Below are 16,911 nucleotides of genomic sequence, written 5' to 3'. Positions count from 1 at the left end.
CGGGCTTCTTCTCCCCGCCGGGGAGAAGGTCGCGGCAGCGGGATGAGGGGGCAAGCGTGAGGTCTATCGCTGGCGTTGCCCCCTCATCCGACCCTTCGGGCCACCTTCTCCCCGGCGGGGAGAAGAAACAAGCGGCACCCGCTCGATCTTATATTTCAATGGTATAAACCACGTCGTGACCGGATGTTTCGGCCCCAGCCGAACTATGCCAGCACGCTTTTCAATGCCCTGCCGGCCACATAGGTTTCCACCACGGTGCGGTCATCACCCATGGTCAGCATCAGGAACAGTTCTTCCGTCAGGCTTTTCACCACTTCCATCTTAAGGGACATGGCGGGCGTCGAGGAGGCGTTCAGCACCGTGATGTCGGCATCCGTGCCGGCCTCCAGCGTGCCGATGCGGTCGACCATGGAAAGCGCTTCGGCATTGCCGCGCGTCATCAGATACCAGCTTTCCAGCGGGTTGAGGCGTTCGCCCAGCAATTGCTGGATTTTGTAAGCCTCGTCCATGGTGCGCAGCATGGAATAGCTCGATCCGCCGCCGATATCGGTGGCGACCGCGATGCGCACCGGCTTTTCGCGGCGTTGCAGCTTTTTCATCGGGAACAGGCCGGAGCCGATGAAGAGGTTGGACGTGGGGCAATGCACGGCCACCGCGCCGGTTTCCGACAGCGCATCGGCTTCGCGCTCCGAGAGGTGGATGGCGTGGCCGAGCAGGGTCTTGTTGCCCATCAGTCCGTAGCGCACATAGATGTCGGTATAGTCGGTCGCTTCGGGGTAAAGCTCGCAGGTATATTTGATCTCGTCCAGATTTTCAGAGAGATGCGTCTGGATGAAGAGATCGGGAAACTCCTGCGCCAGCGCCTGGGCGGCCTCCATCTGCTTCGGGGTGGAGGTGATGGCGAAGCGCGGCGTGATGGCGACGTGGTTGCGGCCCTTACCGTGCCAGTCGGCGATGACGGCCCGTGTCTCGTCATAGGATGTTTCCGGCGTGTCCAGCAGGCCCTGCGGGGCGTTACGGTCCATCATCACCTTGCCGCCGACCATCAGCATGTTGCGCTTCATTGCTTCAGCGAAAAAGGCATCGGCGGAGGTTTTGTGCACGGAGCAATAGGCGGCGGCCGTGGTGGTGCCGTGGCGCAGAAGTTCGTCGTAGAAATGCGTGGCGATGCGCTGCGCATGGGCGCTTTCGACGAATCGGCATTCTTCCGGGAAGGTATAGGTGTTCAGCCATTCCAATAGATTGGCGGCATAGGAGCCGATGACCTGCATTTGCGGGAAATGCAGGTGCATGTCGATGAGGCCGGGCACGATGAGATGCGGGCGGTGGTCCTTTTCCTCGACCTCTTCGGGGGCCGTCTTACGGATATCGGCATAATCGCCAATGGCGGCGATCCTGCCATTTTCGAGCAGCAGGCCGCCATCTTCGATATAGAGATAGCTTTGCGTGTCGTCGATTGCGAGCGGCGCGCGGCGGAAGCTCAGCAGGCGGCCACGCAGCAGAACCATGCTCATTCAGTTTTTCCTTCGGCTTTTCCAGCCCCGGAAACCGCACTTTCATACCAGGCGGTCAGCACCTTGCGCTCATCCGGGGTGATGGCGGTGATGTTGCCGGGAGGCATGGCATGGCTGCGGCCGGCTTGCAAATAGATTTCGCGCGCATGGGCGGCGATCTGTTCGTCGGTTTCGAGCTTCACCGATTTTGGTGTGAAGGGCACACCTTCCCAGACAGGCTCGGCCGCATGGCACATGGAACAGCGACCCTGAACCACATCACGCGCCTTGGTAAAATGAGCGTCGCTGACGAATTGCTGCTGCATGGGGGAGAGCGTCGCGGCCTTCTGCTCCTCCTCGCCGGTCAGCACTTTCGGCACGGTGGAAAGCCACATGATGACGATGAAGATGAGGGCGGTGAGAAGCCAGGTCCATGTTGGTTTGCCCTTGCGGGCATGGGTGGTGTTGAACCAGTGCCTGATAGTGACGCCCATCAGGAAGACCAGCGCTGCGATGATCCAGTTGAACTCAGTGGCGAAAGCCAGCGGGTAATGGTTCGACAGCATGAAGAAGATGACGGGCAGCGTCAGGTAGTTGTTGTGCAGTGAACGCTGCTTGGCGATGCGGCCATATTTCGGGTCCGGCGTGCGCCCGGCAATCAGGTCTGCGACGACGATCTTCTGGTTGGGAATGATGATGAAAAACACGTTCGCAGACATGATGGTGGCGGTAAACGCGCCGAGATGCAGGAAGGCGGCACGCCCGGTGAAGACCTGCGTATAACCCCATGCCATCGCCACCAGCGCGACGTAAAGCACGATCATCAGGCCCCAGGTATTGTTGCCGAGTGGCGATTTACAGAGGAAATCATAAAACAGCCAGCCGATGGCAAGCGATGCCAGCGACAGACAGATGGCCTGGAACTGGGTGAGATCAAGCACGGAATGATCGATGAGGAAGAGATCCGCACCGCCATAATAAACGATGCAGAGCATGGCGAAACCGGAAAGCCAGGTCACGTAGCTTTCCCATTTGAACCATGTCAGGTGTTCGGGCATCTGGGCAGGCGCAACCAGATATTTCTGGATGTGGTAAAAACCGCCGCCATGGACCTGCCACTCCTCGCCATAAGCCCCCGGCGGCAGATGCGCCCGTTTGACCAGCCCGAGATCGAGCGCGATGAAATAGAAGGACGAGCCGATCCAGGCGATGGCGGTGATGACGTGGAGCCAGCGGACGGCAAAGGCCATCCATTCCCACGCAATGGCGTATTCGTACATGCGGTTCCCCTGATCCTTGTGCAGCGCACCTTGCGAGAAATTTGACCGTTAGGAAAGGGAAAAGCAGCGGTCGGGGAGTGATTGTTCACAATCCGGTGGTCTTGTGTTCACAACCCGGTTCGGGCCGCGAGCGGACCGTGGCAAGCCCGGTAAAGTTGCAATGTGTGCTTCCTGCCGCATAGTTTGTGCTTAGCTGGCTAACGCGACTCAGCTATTATCCTGTAAGCGGCCCGCCAATGTGCTAAAATATAGGGCTGCGGAGCTTTTAAAGCTCCCATAACATGTTTCGCTGGCGGTTATTCCGAAAGCGGGTGCTGCGAACCCTGGGGCGGGGGGCAGATCAGGGGCAGGTGTCGCGGTTCCCGGTGCCGTTGTGTCCGGGTACGTGTTGATGTGTGGAATTTGAATGAAGGGACGCAATGACCTTCCGGCAGCCGCCGTTGTTTTCAACGGAGACCATGCCGATGCGCCTTATTCTGACGGTCCTCTTCTTATTTCTGGCGTGCACCGCCACGGCACTTGCCCATGAATCCCACAAGGGGTTCAAATATGAAAGCTACTGCTGCAATGGCGATGCCCAGACGGGCGACTGCCAGATGATCCCCACGCGCAGCGTTCGTGTCACGCCTGATGGTTATGAGGTTTCGCTCGCCCCCGGCGATCATCGCATGGTGACGCGACGCCATGTCTTCAACTGGTCGCAGAGCGAGGCAAGACGGTCGGAGGACGGCGAATATCATCTCTGCCTGTTTCCGGATGAGGATACGCCCCGCTGTTTTTATGCGCCGGACATGGGGTATTGATGGGGCTGCTGCGGCCGGCTTTCCTCGATCCGCTTCAATATCCAGTCGCGAAACAGTTTGATCTTGCGGATGTTCCTGCGGTTTTCGGGATAGACAAGCCAGTAGTTCTTGCCTTCGCTGCTGAGATGCTCGAAGGGCTGGTAGAGACGGCCGAGCGCGATCTCATCGGCGTAAAGTTCAGGGGTGAGCATGGCCACACCCTGACCGGCGATCGCCGCTGCGGCTTCAAAAGCCTGAACGCTGAGACGGCTGCGCGGATATCGTTCGAGATTTGGGTTTTCGATGCCGACTTCCCGGAACCATTGGCTCCACCACACGTCACCGGGATCGATGATGCGCAGGCGCAGGAGGTCTTCCGGCTGCTTCAAGCCACCGATGCTTTGCGCAAGATCGGGATGCAGCATCGGCGTATAAACACCGCGAAGCAGCCGGTGATAGGTCAATCCCCTCACGTCGTCGCGGCTCCAGCGAATGGCGACATCGCAGTCCGATTGGTTGAAATCGATCAGGGCGCCCGATGTTTCCAGTCTGACGGCGATGGAGGGATGCTCCAGTTGGAAAGCGCCCAGATGTCGCGACAGCCAGCGTGATGCGAAGGTGGCCGTGGAATGTATGGTCAGGGTGGCATCCGGCGCGTCGCGCACACTGTCGACGGCCTCCCGAAGCGTATTGAAGGCGTCGGCAACCTTTGGCGCCAGTTTTTCCCCCGCCTCCGTCAGCGACACCTGCCGTGCCATGCGCAGGAAAAGCGGCTCGCCAATATTCTCCTCCAGCAACTTCACCTGATAGCTCACCGCCGTCTGCGTCATGCCCAGCTCTTCGCCGGCCTTGGTGAAGCTCAGATGCCTTGCGGCGGCATCGAAGACGCGCAGGGCATTGAGGGGGAACTGGCGAGACATCTTCATGGATAAGTTCTCTTTATGCCAAAGGCCAAAGGTTTCATTGGTTTTTCTCCGGAAACCAGAGCATTTTTAGCCCAATTCATCAACTGAGCTTCTGACATTTTTGAATGGAGACGAACATGCGCACAGCACTTTTGCGCGCGTGGTCCCGCCTGCGTGCGGGCCTGCGGACAGCGGAACGGTTTACCCTTGAAAGCCTTGCACCGGACAATCTGGCGGATGAAAGCTTGCCGGATGGGCTCAGGCGTGATCTTGGTCTTGAGGATGGGCGTGTCGATTTTCGTTGCGACGGATTTCGGCAGCGGAAAATGCTTGCAGCAACTCGGCTGCCACAAGGGCCGCTATGACGGCGGGGCGTTTGTCTCTCACGCTTGTGCCGCCGATGGGCAGGGTGAGCTTTGCAAGGCGGGAAGGGGGCTCACCTTCCCGTTCCAGCCAATGGGCGAAGGTGGCGCGTTTGGTCTTCGAACCAATCATGCCGACATAAGCGAGATCGTCGCGGGCAAGCGCTTCCTTCGCAATCAGGAAATCGAGCGCATGATCGTGGGTGACAATGATGGCCGCGCCGTTTGCCGGGATTTTCGGAACGAATGCTTCCGGCATGGGGGTCAGTATGGACGCCACCACTGAGGGAAGATCGCGCAGCTCGCTTTCACGGGTTTCCACCACCGTCAGGGTCAGGGGCAGCAGCGACAGGGCATCTGCCAGTGCCTTGCCGACGTGACCTGCGCCAAAAATGAAGACGGCGGGCTGCTGCTCGGCCTCGCCCTTCAGCCGCGCCTCAAGCCCGGCAGCGATCTCTGCCGTTATCCGCCGGAAGCGGATGAGGGTGCGGCCGCCGCAGCACTGGCCTATTTCCGGCCCTAGCGGAATATCCATGCGGTCTTCGGCAGCACCCGTTCGCAGCATGGCGCGGGCGTGGTCTATCGCCATATATTCGAACTGCCCGCCGCCGATGGTTTCCCACAAGTCAGCCTGTGAGACCAGCATGAAGGTGCCGGCCTCGCGTGGGGATGAGCCTTTCACGGCCTCGATTTCCACGAGGATTGCGGGAGCAGGGCGGGCGAGGAAGGCGGAGAGGGAGGCGTCAGGCATTGAGGCTGGCCCCCTCATCCGGCGCTGCGCGCCACCTTCTCCCCGGCGGGGAGAAGAAGGGTCCCGCAAGCTCCGCACTACGACGGCAACATTTTTGAATTGCCGTGACGGGGCGGCAAATTTCTTCTCCCCGCCGGGGAGAAGGTGGCCCGAAGGGACGGATGAGGGGGCTCGGCCACATGGATACGCCCTCCCTCACACCTTCTTCAACCGTTCCACCGCCATCAGAATCCGTTCGGGCGTTGCCGGTGCATCGAGGCGCGGGCAGACCTTGTAGTCGGCGACGGAGGCGACGGCCATGGAGAGGGCTTCGAGAACCGAGATCGCCAACATGAAGGGCGGTTCGCCCACGGCCTTGGAACGGCCGATGGTGGGCTCGGCATTTTCCGCCCATTCCGCCAGCTTGACGTTAAAGCTCTTCGGCCGGTCGGAGGCGAGCGGGATCTTGTAGGTGGAAGGCGCGTGGGTGCGCAGCCGCCCCTTGCCGTCCCACCACAATTCCTCGGTGGTCAGCCAGCCCATGCCCTGCACGAAGGCGCCCTCGATCTGGCCGATATCGATGGCCGGGTTCAGCGATTTGCCGACATCGTGGAGGATATCGGTGCGTTCCATCAAATATTCGCCGGTCAGCGTATCGATCGATACTTCCGAGCAGGCCGCGCCATAGGCGAAATAATAAAACGGCGTGCCACGGCCGGCGGCGCGGTCCCAGTGGATTTTCGGCGTCTTGTAAAAACCGGCGGCGGAAAGCTGCACGCGGGCGAAATAGGCCTTTTTGATGAAATCGTTGAAGGCGATTTCCTCAAGGCCGATGCGCACCCGGTTTGGCAGGAAGACGACTTCCTCTTCCGGCACGTTCCAGTTCTCAGTGGCGAATTTGACGAGCCGCTCGCGGATCTGGCGGGCGGCGTCATAGGCCGCCATGCCGTTAAGGTCGGTGCCGGAGGAGGCGGCGGTGGCCGACGTGTTCGGCACCTTGCCCGTGGTCGTGGCTGTGATCTTCACCCGGCCGATATCCACCTGGAAGGCATCGGCCACCACCTGCGCCACCTTGGTGTAGAGGCCCTGGCCCATTTCGGTGCCGCCATGGTTCAGGTGAATGGAGCCGTCATTATAGATATGCACCAACGCGCCCGCCTGATTGAAGGCGGTCATGGTGAAGGAGATGCCGAATTTGACAGGGGTGAGCGCGATGCCCTTGCGGATGATCGGGCTGGTTTTGTTGAACTCGATGATTGCATCACGTCGTGCGCGGTAGTCGCTTGACGTCTCCAGCTCCTCGACAACGCGGGCGATGATGTTGTCTTCGACTTCCTGATGATAGGGCGTCGTGGTGCGGCCGGAGCCGGTCTCGCCGTAGAAATTCAGCTTGCGGATATCGAGCGGGTCCTTGCCAACGGCATAGGCGATCTCCTCGATAAACCGTTCCGCGCCGAGCATGCCCTGCGGCCCGCCGAAACCGCGAAAGGCGGTGTTGGAGACGGTGTGGGTTTTCAGCGGCCGCGAGGTCAGATGCACATGCGGGTAGAAATAGCTGGAATCGGCATGGAACAGCGCGCGATCCGTGACCGGACCGGAGAGATCGGAGGAAAAACCGCAGCGGGCGGCATAGGTGGCGTCGACGGCGTGGATGCGGCCTTCTTCATCGAAGCCCAACTCGTAATCGACGCGGAAATCATGGCGCTTGCCGGTGGCGCTCATGTCCTCGTCGCGGTCCGGACGGATTTTCACGGCCCGGTTCAGCTTCTTGGCGGCGATGGCGCAGAGTGCTGCAAACTGGTTGCCCTGCGTTTCCTTGCCGCCGAAACCGCCGCCCATGCGGCGCACCTGCACCGTGACGGCGTTGGACGGCACCTGCAGGATGTGGCTGACGATATGCTGGATTTCGCTTGGATGCTGGGTGGAACTCCACAACGTCACCTCGTCATCCTCGCCCGGCACGGCCATGGCGATGTGGCTTTCGAGATAAAAATGCTCCTGCCCGCCGATCCGCATCGTGCCGGTGAGGCGACGCGGTGCGACATCCATTTCGATCTTGGCATCGCCACGTTTCAGCGTCATCGGATCGATGACGAGCGCGCCGCCATTTTCAATCGCCGTGTCGATATCGGTGAAATGCGGCAGGTCCCTATAGGTGATCTTTGCCTTGCGGGCCGCCTTTCTGGCGATATCGCGGGTTTCGGCAAAGACCGCGAAGATCGGCTGGCCGTGGAATTCGACCTTTGTCTCGGCCAGCAAAGGTTCGTCGTGGCGACCGCCTGACGAGACATCGTTTTCGCCGGGCACGTCCTTGCCAACCATGACCCAGAGCACGCCCGGTGTGGCCTCCACTTCGGAAAGGTCCATGGAGACGATTTCGGCATGCGCCCGGTCGGAAAGGCCGAGTGCGCCGTGAACGAGGCCTGCGGGCTCAGGGATATCATCGATATATTCGGCGCTGCCCGTCACGTGCTTATGGGCGGAGTCGTGCCGGAGCGACCTGTGGATGGGGCCGTCGATTTCGGTCTTGGTCTTGTCGAAGCTTGTGGTGTCCATGGTTCAAGCCTCCTCCAGCGTGAAGCGCGCGAGTTCCTGCTTCTCGCCCGAAGTCTCAAGGAAGAACCGCGTCAGCAGGTTCTTGGCCGTCATTTGCCGATATTCGGCGGTGGCGCGCCAGTCGGTCAGCGGGGTGAAATCCTCGTCCAGCACATCGCGCGCTGCGTCGATGGTATCCTGCGACCACGCCTTGCCGAGAAGAGCTGCCTCCAGATGAGCGGCGCGTTTCGGCGTGCCGGCCATGCCGCCAAAGGCGATGCGGATGTCCTCGATGGTGCCGTCAGCGTCGAGCGTCAGATTGAAGGCGGCGCAGAGGGCGGAAATATCCTCGTCGCGCCGTTTGGAAATCTTGTAGACGGCGTAGTGGCTTTCCGGCTTCTGGAACGGAATGAAAAGCTTTTCGACGAATTCGCCGCTCAGCCGGTCCTGTTTGCCGTAATCGATGAAATAGCTCTCCAGCGGCACGGTGCGGCCGCCGGAAGACGAGCGCAGGGTGAGCGTCGCGCCAAGCGCGATCAGCGCCGGCGGTGTATCGCCGATTGGCGAGCCGTTGGCGATGTTGCCGCCGATGGTTCCCATATTGCGCACCTGCTCGCCGCCGAGGCGGTTAAACAGCCGGGCAAGCGGTGGGAAATGGTCTGCAATGGTCTTGAAGGCCTGGCTGTAGGTGACGCCGGCACCGAGAGTCACGCCATCCTCATCCACCGTAATCGCCTGCAAATCTCCGAGATTGTTGATGAAGATGACGGGGTTCAGCGCCCGCATCTGCTTCGTTACCCACAGGCCGACATCGGTGGAACCGGCGACGATGGTGGCCTTTGGTTCAGCGGCGTAAATCTCGGTCAAATCAGACAGCGTCGCCGGAATGATGGTGCGATCCTCGCCTCTGACGACGGTGATCGTCTCGTTTTCGCGGATCACCCAGAGCCGTGCCATGATGTCGGTGCGGTCTCGTTGCAGCGGATCGAAGAGCGCACTCGGGCGGGCCGCGGCGATTTTTTCGGCGGCCTTCACGATCGGCTCGTAACCCGTGCATCGACAGAGATTGCCTTGCAGCGCCTTTTCAATATCGGCGCGGCGGGGTTTTTCGCTGGTCAGCCAGAGGCCGTAAAGCGACATGATGAAGCCCGGCGTACAGAAGCCGCATTGCGACCCGTGGAAATCCACCATGGCCTGCTGCACCGGGTGCAGCGTGCCATCGCGCGCGGCCAGATGCTCCACCGTGACAATGTGGGTGCCGTGCAGCGAGCCCAGAAAACGGATACAGGCATTGACGCTTTCATAACGCAACGAACCATCCAGCAGACGCCCGACCAGCACCGTGCAGGCACCGCAGTCGCCTTCCGCACAGCCTTCCTTTGTCCCGGTCAACCGCTTGCTGATGCGGAGGTAATCGAGAAGCGTGTCCGTTGGTCCGAAATCCCTGAGCGAGATGGTTTCGCTGTTGAGGATGAAGCTGATCGCGTCTTTCATGCAATGCCCTGCTTTTTGTCCGGCTGCCGAGCCGGTTTCTTGTCATTATCTCAGCATATCTATGCACGACCGCGCGTGCATATCGATTTCCGTTTTGGCAATTCATTGTTTCCATAACGGAAAGAAAATCCGGCAATTATTGCGCCGTCCAGCCGCCATCGACGGAAATATGCGTGCCGGTGATGTTGCTTGCGGCGTCACTTGCCAGAAACAGGGCGGCCGCCGCCACGTCATCGACGGTGACGAATTGCTTGGTCGCCTGCAATTCCAGCATCACGTCGTTCTTCACCGCCTCTTCGCTGATGCCGCGCACCTTGGCCATTTCCGGTATCTGCTTTTCGACCAGCGGCGTCAGCACGTAACCGGGACAAATGGCGTTGACGGTGACGCCGGTCTGCGCAAGCTCCAGCGCCGCTGTCTTCGTCAGGCCCATGATGCCGTGTTTGGCCGCCACATAGGCCGATTTGAACGGCGAGGCGACGAGACCGTGGGCCGAGGAAATATTGATGATGCGGCCTTTGCCGGCCTTCTTCATCAGCGGTATCACGGCACGCATGGTATGGAAGGAACTGGTCAGATTGATGGCGATGATCCAGTCCCATTTTTCCGTCGGGAAGTCCTCGATCGGCGCGATGTGCTGGATGCCGGCATTGTTGATGAGCACATCCACCGAGCCGAGCTTTTCATGGGAGGAATTGATAAGGTCGGCGATCTCGTCCGGTTTCGTCATATCGGCCGGGTGATAAAGCACGCGCCCGCCGCTTTCGGCTTCCAGCAAAAGGCGGAGTTTTTCAATCTCGTCCTCGTCGCCGAAACCGTTCAGCACGATATTGGCGCCTTCCCTCGCAAATCTCTGGGCGATGGCAAGGCCGATACCGCTTGTGGAGCCTGTCACGATAACTGTCCGATGCATGCTTTCCCCTTTTTGCATTACTTCGCACATGTTTAAGCAGGTTATGCCCAAAGGGGGCGGGCTGGCAATCGCCATTTCGGGCGTCATTGCGCGGGCCATTTCAGGCAAGGGTGACGCGGTGGCGAATCCGGCTGCGCCTATCCATTTTTTCGAAGCTAAGCTTCCAGATTTTGCGTTTGTCTGGGGGGCTGTGCGTCCCTATCTCTGAGGCAAGCAAACAGAGGTATCGTTTATGGAACTCGGTCTTTACACATTCGCGGATGTCAATCCCAACCCCGCCGATGGCCGCGGGCCGGAAGGCGCGCGCCGGCTGAAGGATCTTCTCGAGGAAATCGAGCTTGCCGATCAGGTCGGGCTCGATGTTTTCGGGCTGGGCGAGCACCACCGCCCGGATTATGTCGCTTCCTCGCCCTCCACCGTGCTTGCGGCTGCGGCTGTCAAAACCAGGAACATTCGTCTCACCAGCGCCGTCTCGGTGTTGAGTTCGGATGATCCGGTGCGGGTGTTCCAGCAATTTTCGACCGTCGATCTCCTGTCGAACGGTCGCGCCGAAATCATGGCCGGGCGCGGCTCCTTCATCGAATCCTACCCGCTGTTCGGTTACGATCTCGAGGATTATGACGTGCTCTTCGCCGAAAAGCTCGATCTGCTGCTGGCGCTGCGCGAACAGGAAATCGTCACCTGGTCCGGTACCAAACATCCGGCCATCAACGGGCGCGGCGTCTATCCGCGCCCGCTGCAGGAACGTCTGCCGGTATGGATTGCGGTGGGCGGCACGCCGCAATCGGTGGCGCGGGCCGGCGCCATGGGCCTGCCGGTGGCGCTTGCCATTATCGGCGGCGAATATCGCCGTTTCGCGCCGCTGTTCGATCTCTACCACGAGGCGGCACGCCGGGCGGGGCAGGAAAAGACCAAGCTGCGCACCAGCATCAATGTGCATGGCTTCATTGCCGACACCACCGAGAAGGCGGCGGACCAGTTTTATGGCCCGCAGGCGGAGGTGATGAACCGCATTGGCCGCGAGCGTGGCTGGGGGCCGACGAACCGCGCGCATTTCGATGCGGCACGCGGGCCGGAGGGCAATCTTTTCCTCGGTGAGCCGGAACTGGTGGCGGAAAAGATCATCAAAGCACATGGCGTGTTCAGGAATGATCGCTTCCTGCTGCAGATGGCCATCGGCCTGATGCCGCATGATCAGATCATGCGCGGCATCGAGCTTTATGGTACGAAAGTCGCCCCTGTTGTCAGAAAAGAATTGACGGGGAGTGCCGATCCGGTGAAAGCCACGGCCTGATGATTACCAAGGCGGGCGTTTTCAGACCCGCCAAATAGAACGACGGACAGAGACATGGTCATTTCCACCGAAGAAGAACTTGATCTGCTGAAGGATATCGGCCGTTTGTGCGCCGTTGCCATGCAGACCATGGCGGACGCGCTGGAACCCGGCATCACCACGGCCGAACTGGATGCTATCGGCCGCAAGGTGCTGGAGGATAATGGTGCGCAATCGGCGCCGGAATTCTGCTACAAGTTTCCCGGCGCGACCTGCATCAGCGTCAACGAGGAAGTGGCCCACGGTATTCCGGGGCCACGCATCATCAAGGCAGGTGATCTCGTCAATATCGATGTCTCGGCGGTGAAGAACGGCTTTTTCGGTGATACGGGTTCGTCTTTCGCCGTGCCACCGGTGAAGAAGGATATCGAACGCCTGTGCCGTGATGGCAAGCGCGCCATGTGGACGGGCCTGCAGCAGGTGAAAACCGGCCGGCCCTTTGCCGATATCGGCAATGCCATCGGCGCTTTTGCCAAAAAGAACCGCTATACGCTGATCACCAACCTCGCCAGCCACGGCATCGGCCGCTCCCTGCATGAAGAGCCGAAGGAACTGGCGACCTGGCCCGACAAGGGCGAGCGCCGCATCATGCAGGAAGGCATGGTGTTCACCGTCGAGCCGTTTCTTTCGACGGGCGCCTATTGGGCCGAAGACGGTGACGATGATCCATGGACGCTCTACAGCGATCCGAGCGCGCCGACGGTGCAATATGAGCATACGGTGGTGGCAACGAAGAACGGGCCGCTGGTGCTGACGCTGGTTGAGTGACGGGTGGGGCTGAGTTCCGTTCATCAAGGGCAAATTACAACGTCTATCTTCTCGTTCTCGCCCCTGAGTGGGGCGAGCGGGTGCCCCTTGTTTCTTCTCCCCGAGGGGGAGAAGTCCGCGGCAGCGGGATGAGGGGGTAAGGGTCGAGATATACGGAGAGCTTGCCCCCTCATCCGACCCTTCGGGCCACCTTCTCCCCCTCGGGGAGAAGAATACACGCCACCCTCGGAGCGTATCGACGCTCGCCACGTGACCGATAAAGGCGGCTTATGACGCCGATCAAAATAACTCGCTTGTCGCTTATTCGCCCGGTTGCGATAAGCCATGCATGATCACCGACAAGCCACTTTCCGCCAGACATCTAACTGCACTCGGTTTCGCCGGGGCTCTGATGATGGCGTCCGCCATGGGTTTCGGCCGCTTTTCCTTCACCCCCATTCTGCCTGGCATGATGGCGGATGTGCCGCTTTCGGCTGGGGATGCTGGCATCGTGGCGGCGGGCAATTTTGCCGGTTATCTGGCGGGTGCGGTACTTTCGGCCTATTCCTGGGGTTCGGGGAGGGAGCGGCTTGTAGCACTTGGCGGGCTGTTTTCCACCGCCGCGCTGCTGCTGGCCATGGCCGCTTTCAATTCCGTCGCGGCCTTCACCGTCATCCGGTTTCTGGCCGGTGTCGCCAGTGCGCTGACCATGATCTTCACGTCGCAGATCGTCATCGGCCATGCCATGAAGGCCGGCAAGGATCATATTCAGGCGCTGCATTATGGCGGGGTTGGCGCGGGTATCGCCATCTCCTCGCTTGCGGTCTATCTGATCGGCGTGGTTTTTGATGGCGGTGGCGCCTCCTGGCGGGAGGAGTGGATCGCCGGTGCCGTCTTTTCCTTCCTGGCCTTCCTTCTTGTCTGGCGGGTGCTGCCCGCAGGCCCGCCACGGCATGCGTCCTCGGTGGCCGAACCGCCACTCCAATGGACGCGGCCGCTCGTCCTGACAACGCTTGCCTACGGGCTTTTCGGGTTTGGTTATGTCATCACCGCCACCTTCATAGTGGCGATTGCCCGCATGGCCGCTGCCGGTGCTTTCGTGGAGTTTCTGGCCTGGTTCATCACCGGCTGCGCCGCCGCCATTTCACTGTTCCTGTGGAAACCGGTGCTTAAGTCACAGGGATTGAAACGCGCTTTCGTGATCGTTCTCGCCGTCGAAGCCGTCGGCGTCTTCGCTTCCGTGATGCTGCCTCCGGTGCCTGGTGTTCTCGCGGGCGGCCTGCTTCTGGGGCTGACCTTCATGGTCATCACCGCCTATGGCCTGCAGCTCGGCCGGGAATTTGCCGGGCCAAGCCCGCGCCGCGCCTTCGCGCTGATGACGGCCGCCTTCGGAACGGGCCAGATCGTCGGGCCGCTGGCCGCCGGCTGGATTGCCGAGGTGACGGGCAGTTTTACCGCACCCAGCATTCTTGCTTCCGCCGTGCTCGTCGTCAGCATTCTCCTGATGCTGCCGGTGCTCGCTACCGAGCGGCGGCGTTAGGCAGCGGGTCGTCTCTGCCGGCTTTTCTGCGGTGTTCCATCGCGGCTCGTTTCGCCAGCTTCGCCTTACATCTTGTTAAGGTCCGCGCTTCTCCGTTGCTGTGCACAAATTTCTGCCCTAGGTTCGGGCCATCTAGTGCTTCGCCAATAATGGCTGATTTCAAACGCGCGTGAGTTCGAAAACGTGTTTCATTCCTTCTTTCCCAAGCCGAAAGCCTTCTTTACCTCCGCCATCGTTTGGGCCTTCTTCGCCATTCTTGCCTGGTATTTCATCTTTGAAAGGCTAGGGGCGTCCTGGGGTTATGCGATGCCCGAGCAGGAACCCTACGATCTCAGCTATTTTCTGGTTCCGGCAAATCTGTTCTTTTACGGCTATCTCGCATCGTGCCTGGCGTTATTCGGCGTTGTCTGGACCGTCATCGCCAAGGATCACCCCTGGAAGCTCTGGTCTATCTGGGGATCGCTGCTGATTATCGCGGTGACCTATTTCGGCGTTCAGATTTCCGTCGTCATCAACAATTTCCGGCGGCCTTTCGGCGACCTTCTGCAAAATGCCCTTTCCAAACAACCGGGTATCGAAGTCTGGGATTTCTACAGCCTCCAGATCGTCTTCGCCAAGATTGCCTTTCTCAGCATGGCGGTTTCGATCCTGACGGATTTCTTCACCAGCCACTACATCTTCCGCTGGCGAACCGCGATGAACGATTTCTACATGTCCAAGTGGGAAAAGCTGCGCCATATCGAAGGTGCTTCCCAGCGCGTTCAGGAAGATACGATGCGGTTCTCCTCCACGCTTGAGGCATTGGGCATCACCCTGATCAATTCGGTGATGACGCTCGTCGTTTTCCTGCCGATCCTGTTTGCGCTGTCTTCCTATGTCTCCGAATTGCCGATCATCGGCGAAGTGCCGCATGCGCTGTTCTGGCTGGCGATCGTCTGGTCGATATTCGGCACGGTGCTTCTTGCAACGGTCGGCATCAAACTGCCCGGTTTGAACTTCCGCAATCAGCGTGTGGAAGCCGCCTATCGTAAGGAACTTGTCTATGGCGAGGATCACGCCGACCGCGCCCAGCCGCCAACAGTCAAGGAGCTCTACTCCAATGTGCGGAAGAACTATTTCCGCATGTACTGGCACTATCTCTATTTCAACGTGGCGCGGTATTTCTACATTCAGGCCGATGCGGTGTTCCTGCTCCTGATGCTCGTTCCCACCATCGTCGCCGGCAAGATCACCTATGGTATCTATCAGCAGATCGCCACGGCCTTCGGTCAGGTCAGTAATTCGTTCCAGTATCTGGTCAACTCCTGGACGACGATCATCGAACTGCTTTCCATCCACAAACGTCTTGTCGCCTTCGAAGCGGCAATCGACGACAAGCCCCTGCCTGACATCGACGAGCGTTATCTGCAGCGCGAAGCGGAAGCCGGTGAACTGGCGGCCAACAAACCCTGAGAAAAGGCGGTCGATTGGCCGCCTTCAGGTCTTGAGCACGTCCTACGGAGACGATGTGTTTGGTGAACTGCCTCATCCGCACGTCGTCACCCCGGACTTGATCCGGGGTCCAGCGCGATCAAGTCCTTGATCGCAAAAGGCTCTTGTCACGGCGCAGACGCGCCGTGGCTGGATGCCGGGTCGAGCCCGGCATGACGGAGGAGAGGTATTCGACCTTTGTCACGAAACGGAGAGTGTGAGGAAGTTTACCCCTCGGTTTTCTGCTTCTTCCGCGCCTCGATCATCGGCATGGCCTCAGCATAACTCACGCAGGCGACATCGTCTTTCCGGCAGACTTCGCGCAGCAGGCGTTCATAAGCGTTCCAATAGGCGCCGCCATTCATCTTCACGAAATGAAAGCCCATCTGCAGCGGAATGCGCTCGCCATTGTATTGTCTGTCGAAAGCGTTGCGGAAGGCCGTATAGGCGCGGTCTTCAAATTCCCTGGCGCGATCCGGCGTCTCGACGCCGATTGAATGGCGGATGAAGAGATTGTAGTCCATGGCGATGATGGGGCGGTTACCCGGCCCTTCGGGAATGAGCGGCAGGCCGAAATGCTCGATACCGTCGCGTTCCGCCGGCCATTCCGGCCCTTTGGTGATGCTGGTGGCATCGTAAACGAAGCCATGTTTTTTCTGGGCGGTGGTCAGTGCCGGTCCCTGCGACAGATAGGGCGCACGGAAACCGTTGATGTTCTTCACCATGTTGCGCCAGCCTTCGGGCTCCTCGCCCTTCTTGCCGATCATCTGCCAGGCATTTTCCAGCGTGCTGGTGAAGGTGGTGAATTCGCCGTCCCATTGTTCGGCGGTCCATTGGCCTCCATCGAAGTGGCCGCAGGTGTGGTTGCCGATCTCGTTACCTTCACGATAGGCGGCCCAGATGTTTCTGAGCCGCGTCTCCACCTCTTCCGGTGACTGACCGAAACCGACATTGGAGCGACCGGCCTTCTGGCCCGGACCCTGATAGGTCTTGGCGCTGGTCTTGCGGTCCATGACCAGCGTGCAGGCGAGAAAATAGGTGAAATGCGCGCCGACCTCCTTCGCCGTCGCCCGGCTTCTTTCCCACAGCGTATTGTCGCCCGCACCGTCAAAGGACACGATGACAAGCTGCTTCGGCTTTTCCGTATTTTCGGCAAAAGCGGGCAGGGCGGCGAGAAGCGACAGGGAAAAAGCGGCAAATGGGCGAAACATCAGTCATCCGTCATATGATACACCGTGGCCTTTTGCGGGTGGAATAAGGCGAAGCTTTGAATAGTCTGGCTTTTTTACGTCTTTCAGCCTAATTCCTGTTCTGCCTCGCGGTGATA

The 16,911-nt window shown here is 59.7% G+C and carries 13 protein-coding genes; 5 read left to right on the top strand and 8 right to left on the bottom strand.

Annotation, left to right across the window (positions count from 1 at the left end):
• Positions 1–203: 203 nt before the first annotated feature.
• Positions 204–1,514, bottom strand: coding sequence for a guanine deaminase (guaD, locus tag EXN68_RS08705; RefSeq protein WP_142840442.1), 1,311 nt, complete (start codon positions 1,512–1,514; stop codon positions 204–206).
• Positions 1,511–2,773: a urate hydroxylase PuuD gene (gene puuD / locus EXN68_RS08700; RefSeq protein WP_065113945.1), complete on the bottom strand. Its 1,263-nt coding sequence runs from the start codon at positions 2,771–2,773 to the stop codon at positions 1,511–1,513. The genes guaD and puuD overlap by 4 nt, the downstream gene beginning before the upstream one ends.
• 464 nt (positions 2,774–3,237) lie before the next feature.
• Here puuD and EXN68_RS08695 point away from each other — a divergent pair, with 464 nt between their 5' ends.
• Complete coding sequence (locus tag EXN68_RS08695; RefSeq protein ID WP_161991249.1) at positions 3,238–3,576, top strand: hypothetical protein; 339 nt, start codon at positions 3,238–3,240, stop codon at positions 3,574–3,576.
• Here EXN68_RS08695 and EXN68_RS08690 read toward each other — a convergent pair.
• From EXN68_RS08690 to EXN68_RS08670, 5 genes are all read right to left on the bottom strand, one after another.
• Positions 3,552–4,481: a LysR substrate-binding domain-containing protein gene (locus EXN68_RS08690; RefSeq protein ID WP_142840441.1), complete on the bottom strand. Its 930-nt coding sequence runs from the start codon at positions 4,479–4,481 to the stop codon at positions 3,552–3,554. The genes EXN68_RS08695 and EXN68_RS08690 overlap by 25 nt on opposite strands.
• A gap of 237 nt (positions 4,482–4,718) precedes the next feature.
• The gene (gene xdhC, locus EXN68_RS08685) at positions 4,719–5,573 is read right to left on the bottom strand and encodes a xanthine dehydrogenase accessory protein XdhC (RefSeq protein ID WP_161991248.1); all 855 of its coding nucleotides are present in this window, start codon (positions 5,571–5,573) and stop codon (positions 4,719–4,721) included.
• A gap of 195 nt (positions 5,574–5,768) precedes the next feature.
• Entirely contained in the window at positions 5,769–8,108 is a 2,340-nt protein-coding gene (xdhB, locus tag EXN68_RS08680; RefSeq protein ID WP_161991247.1) for a xanthine dehydrogenase molybdopterin binding subunit, read from the bottom strand.
• A gap of 3 nt (positions 8,109–8,111) precedes the next feature.
• Positions 8,112–9,581 (bottom strand): xanthine dehydrogenase small subunit, encoded by a 1,470-nt coding sequence (xdhA, locus tag EXN68_RS08675; RefSeq protein ID WP_142840439.1) that lies wholly within the window; start codon positions 9,579–9,581, stop codon positions 8,112–8,114.
• Positions 9,582–9,717: 136 nt separating this feature from the next.
• Entirely contained in the window at positions 9,718–10,494 is a 777-nt protein-coding gene (locus EXN68_RS08670; RefSeq protein WP_142840438.1) for a 3-hydroxybutyrate dehydrogenase, read from the bottom strand.
• Between the two features lie 232 nt (positions 10,495–10,726).
• Here EXN68_RS08670 and EXN68_RS08660 point away from each other — a divergent pair, with 232 nt between their 5' ends.
• The 4 genes from EXN68_RS08660 to sbmA all read left to right on the top strand — a co-directional run bounded on the left by EXN68_RS08660 (position 10,727) and on the right by sbmA (position 15,566).
• On the top strand, positions 10,727–11,788 hold the full coding sequence (locus EXN68_RS08660) for an LLM class flavin-dependent oxidoreductase (protein ID WP_142840436.1): 1,062 nt from the start codon (positions 10,727–10,729) through the stop codon (positions 11,786–11,788).
• A gap of 54 nt (positions 11,789–11,842) precedes the next feature.
• Entirely contained in the window at positions 11,843–12,595 is a 753-nt protein-coding gene (map, locus tag EXN68_RS08655) for a type I methionyl aminopeptidase (protein WP_142840435.1), read from the top strand.
• 328 nt (positions 12,596–12,923) lie between these two features.
• Positions 12,924–14,114, top strand: coding sequence for an MFS transporter (locus EXN68_RS08650; RefSeq protein ID WP_142840434.1), 1,191 nt, complete (start codon positions 12,924–12,926; stop codon positions 14,112–14,114).
• Between the two features lie 183 nt (positions 14,115–14,297).
• Complete coding sequence (sbmA, locus tag EXN68_RS08645; RefSeq protein WP_142840433.1) at positions 14,298–15,566, top strand: peptide antibiotic transporter SbmA; 1,269 nt, start codon at positions 14,298–14,300, stop codon at positions 15,564–15,566.
• A 245-nt stretch (positions 15,567–15,811) separates the two neighbouring features.
• Here sbmA and EXN68_RS08640 read toward each other — a convergent pair whose 3' ends face one another.
• The gene (locus EXN68_RS08640; RefSeq protein WP_142840432.1) at positions 15,812–16,795 is read right to left on the bottom strand and encodes a polysaccharide deacetylase family protein; all 984 of its coding nucleotides are present in this window, start codon (positions 16,793–16,795) and stop codon (positions 15,812–15,814) included.
• Positions 16,796–16,911 lie beyond the last annotated feature (116 nt).

This window comes from Martinezella rhizogenes (genome assembly GCF_007002745.1).
In the GTDB taxonomy this organism is placed as follows: Bacteria; Pseudomonadota; Alphaproteobacteria; order Rhizobiales; family Rhizobiaceae; genus Agrobacterium; species Agrobacterium cucumeris.
The sequence above is the reverse complement of the archived record's forward strand: the minus strand, read 5'-3'. Positions and strand labels throughout refer to the sequence as shown.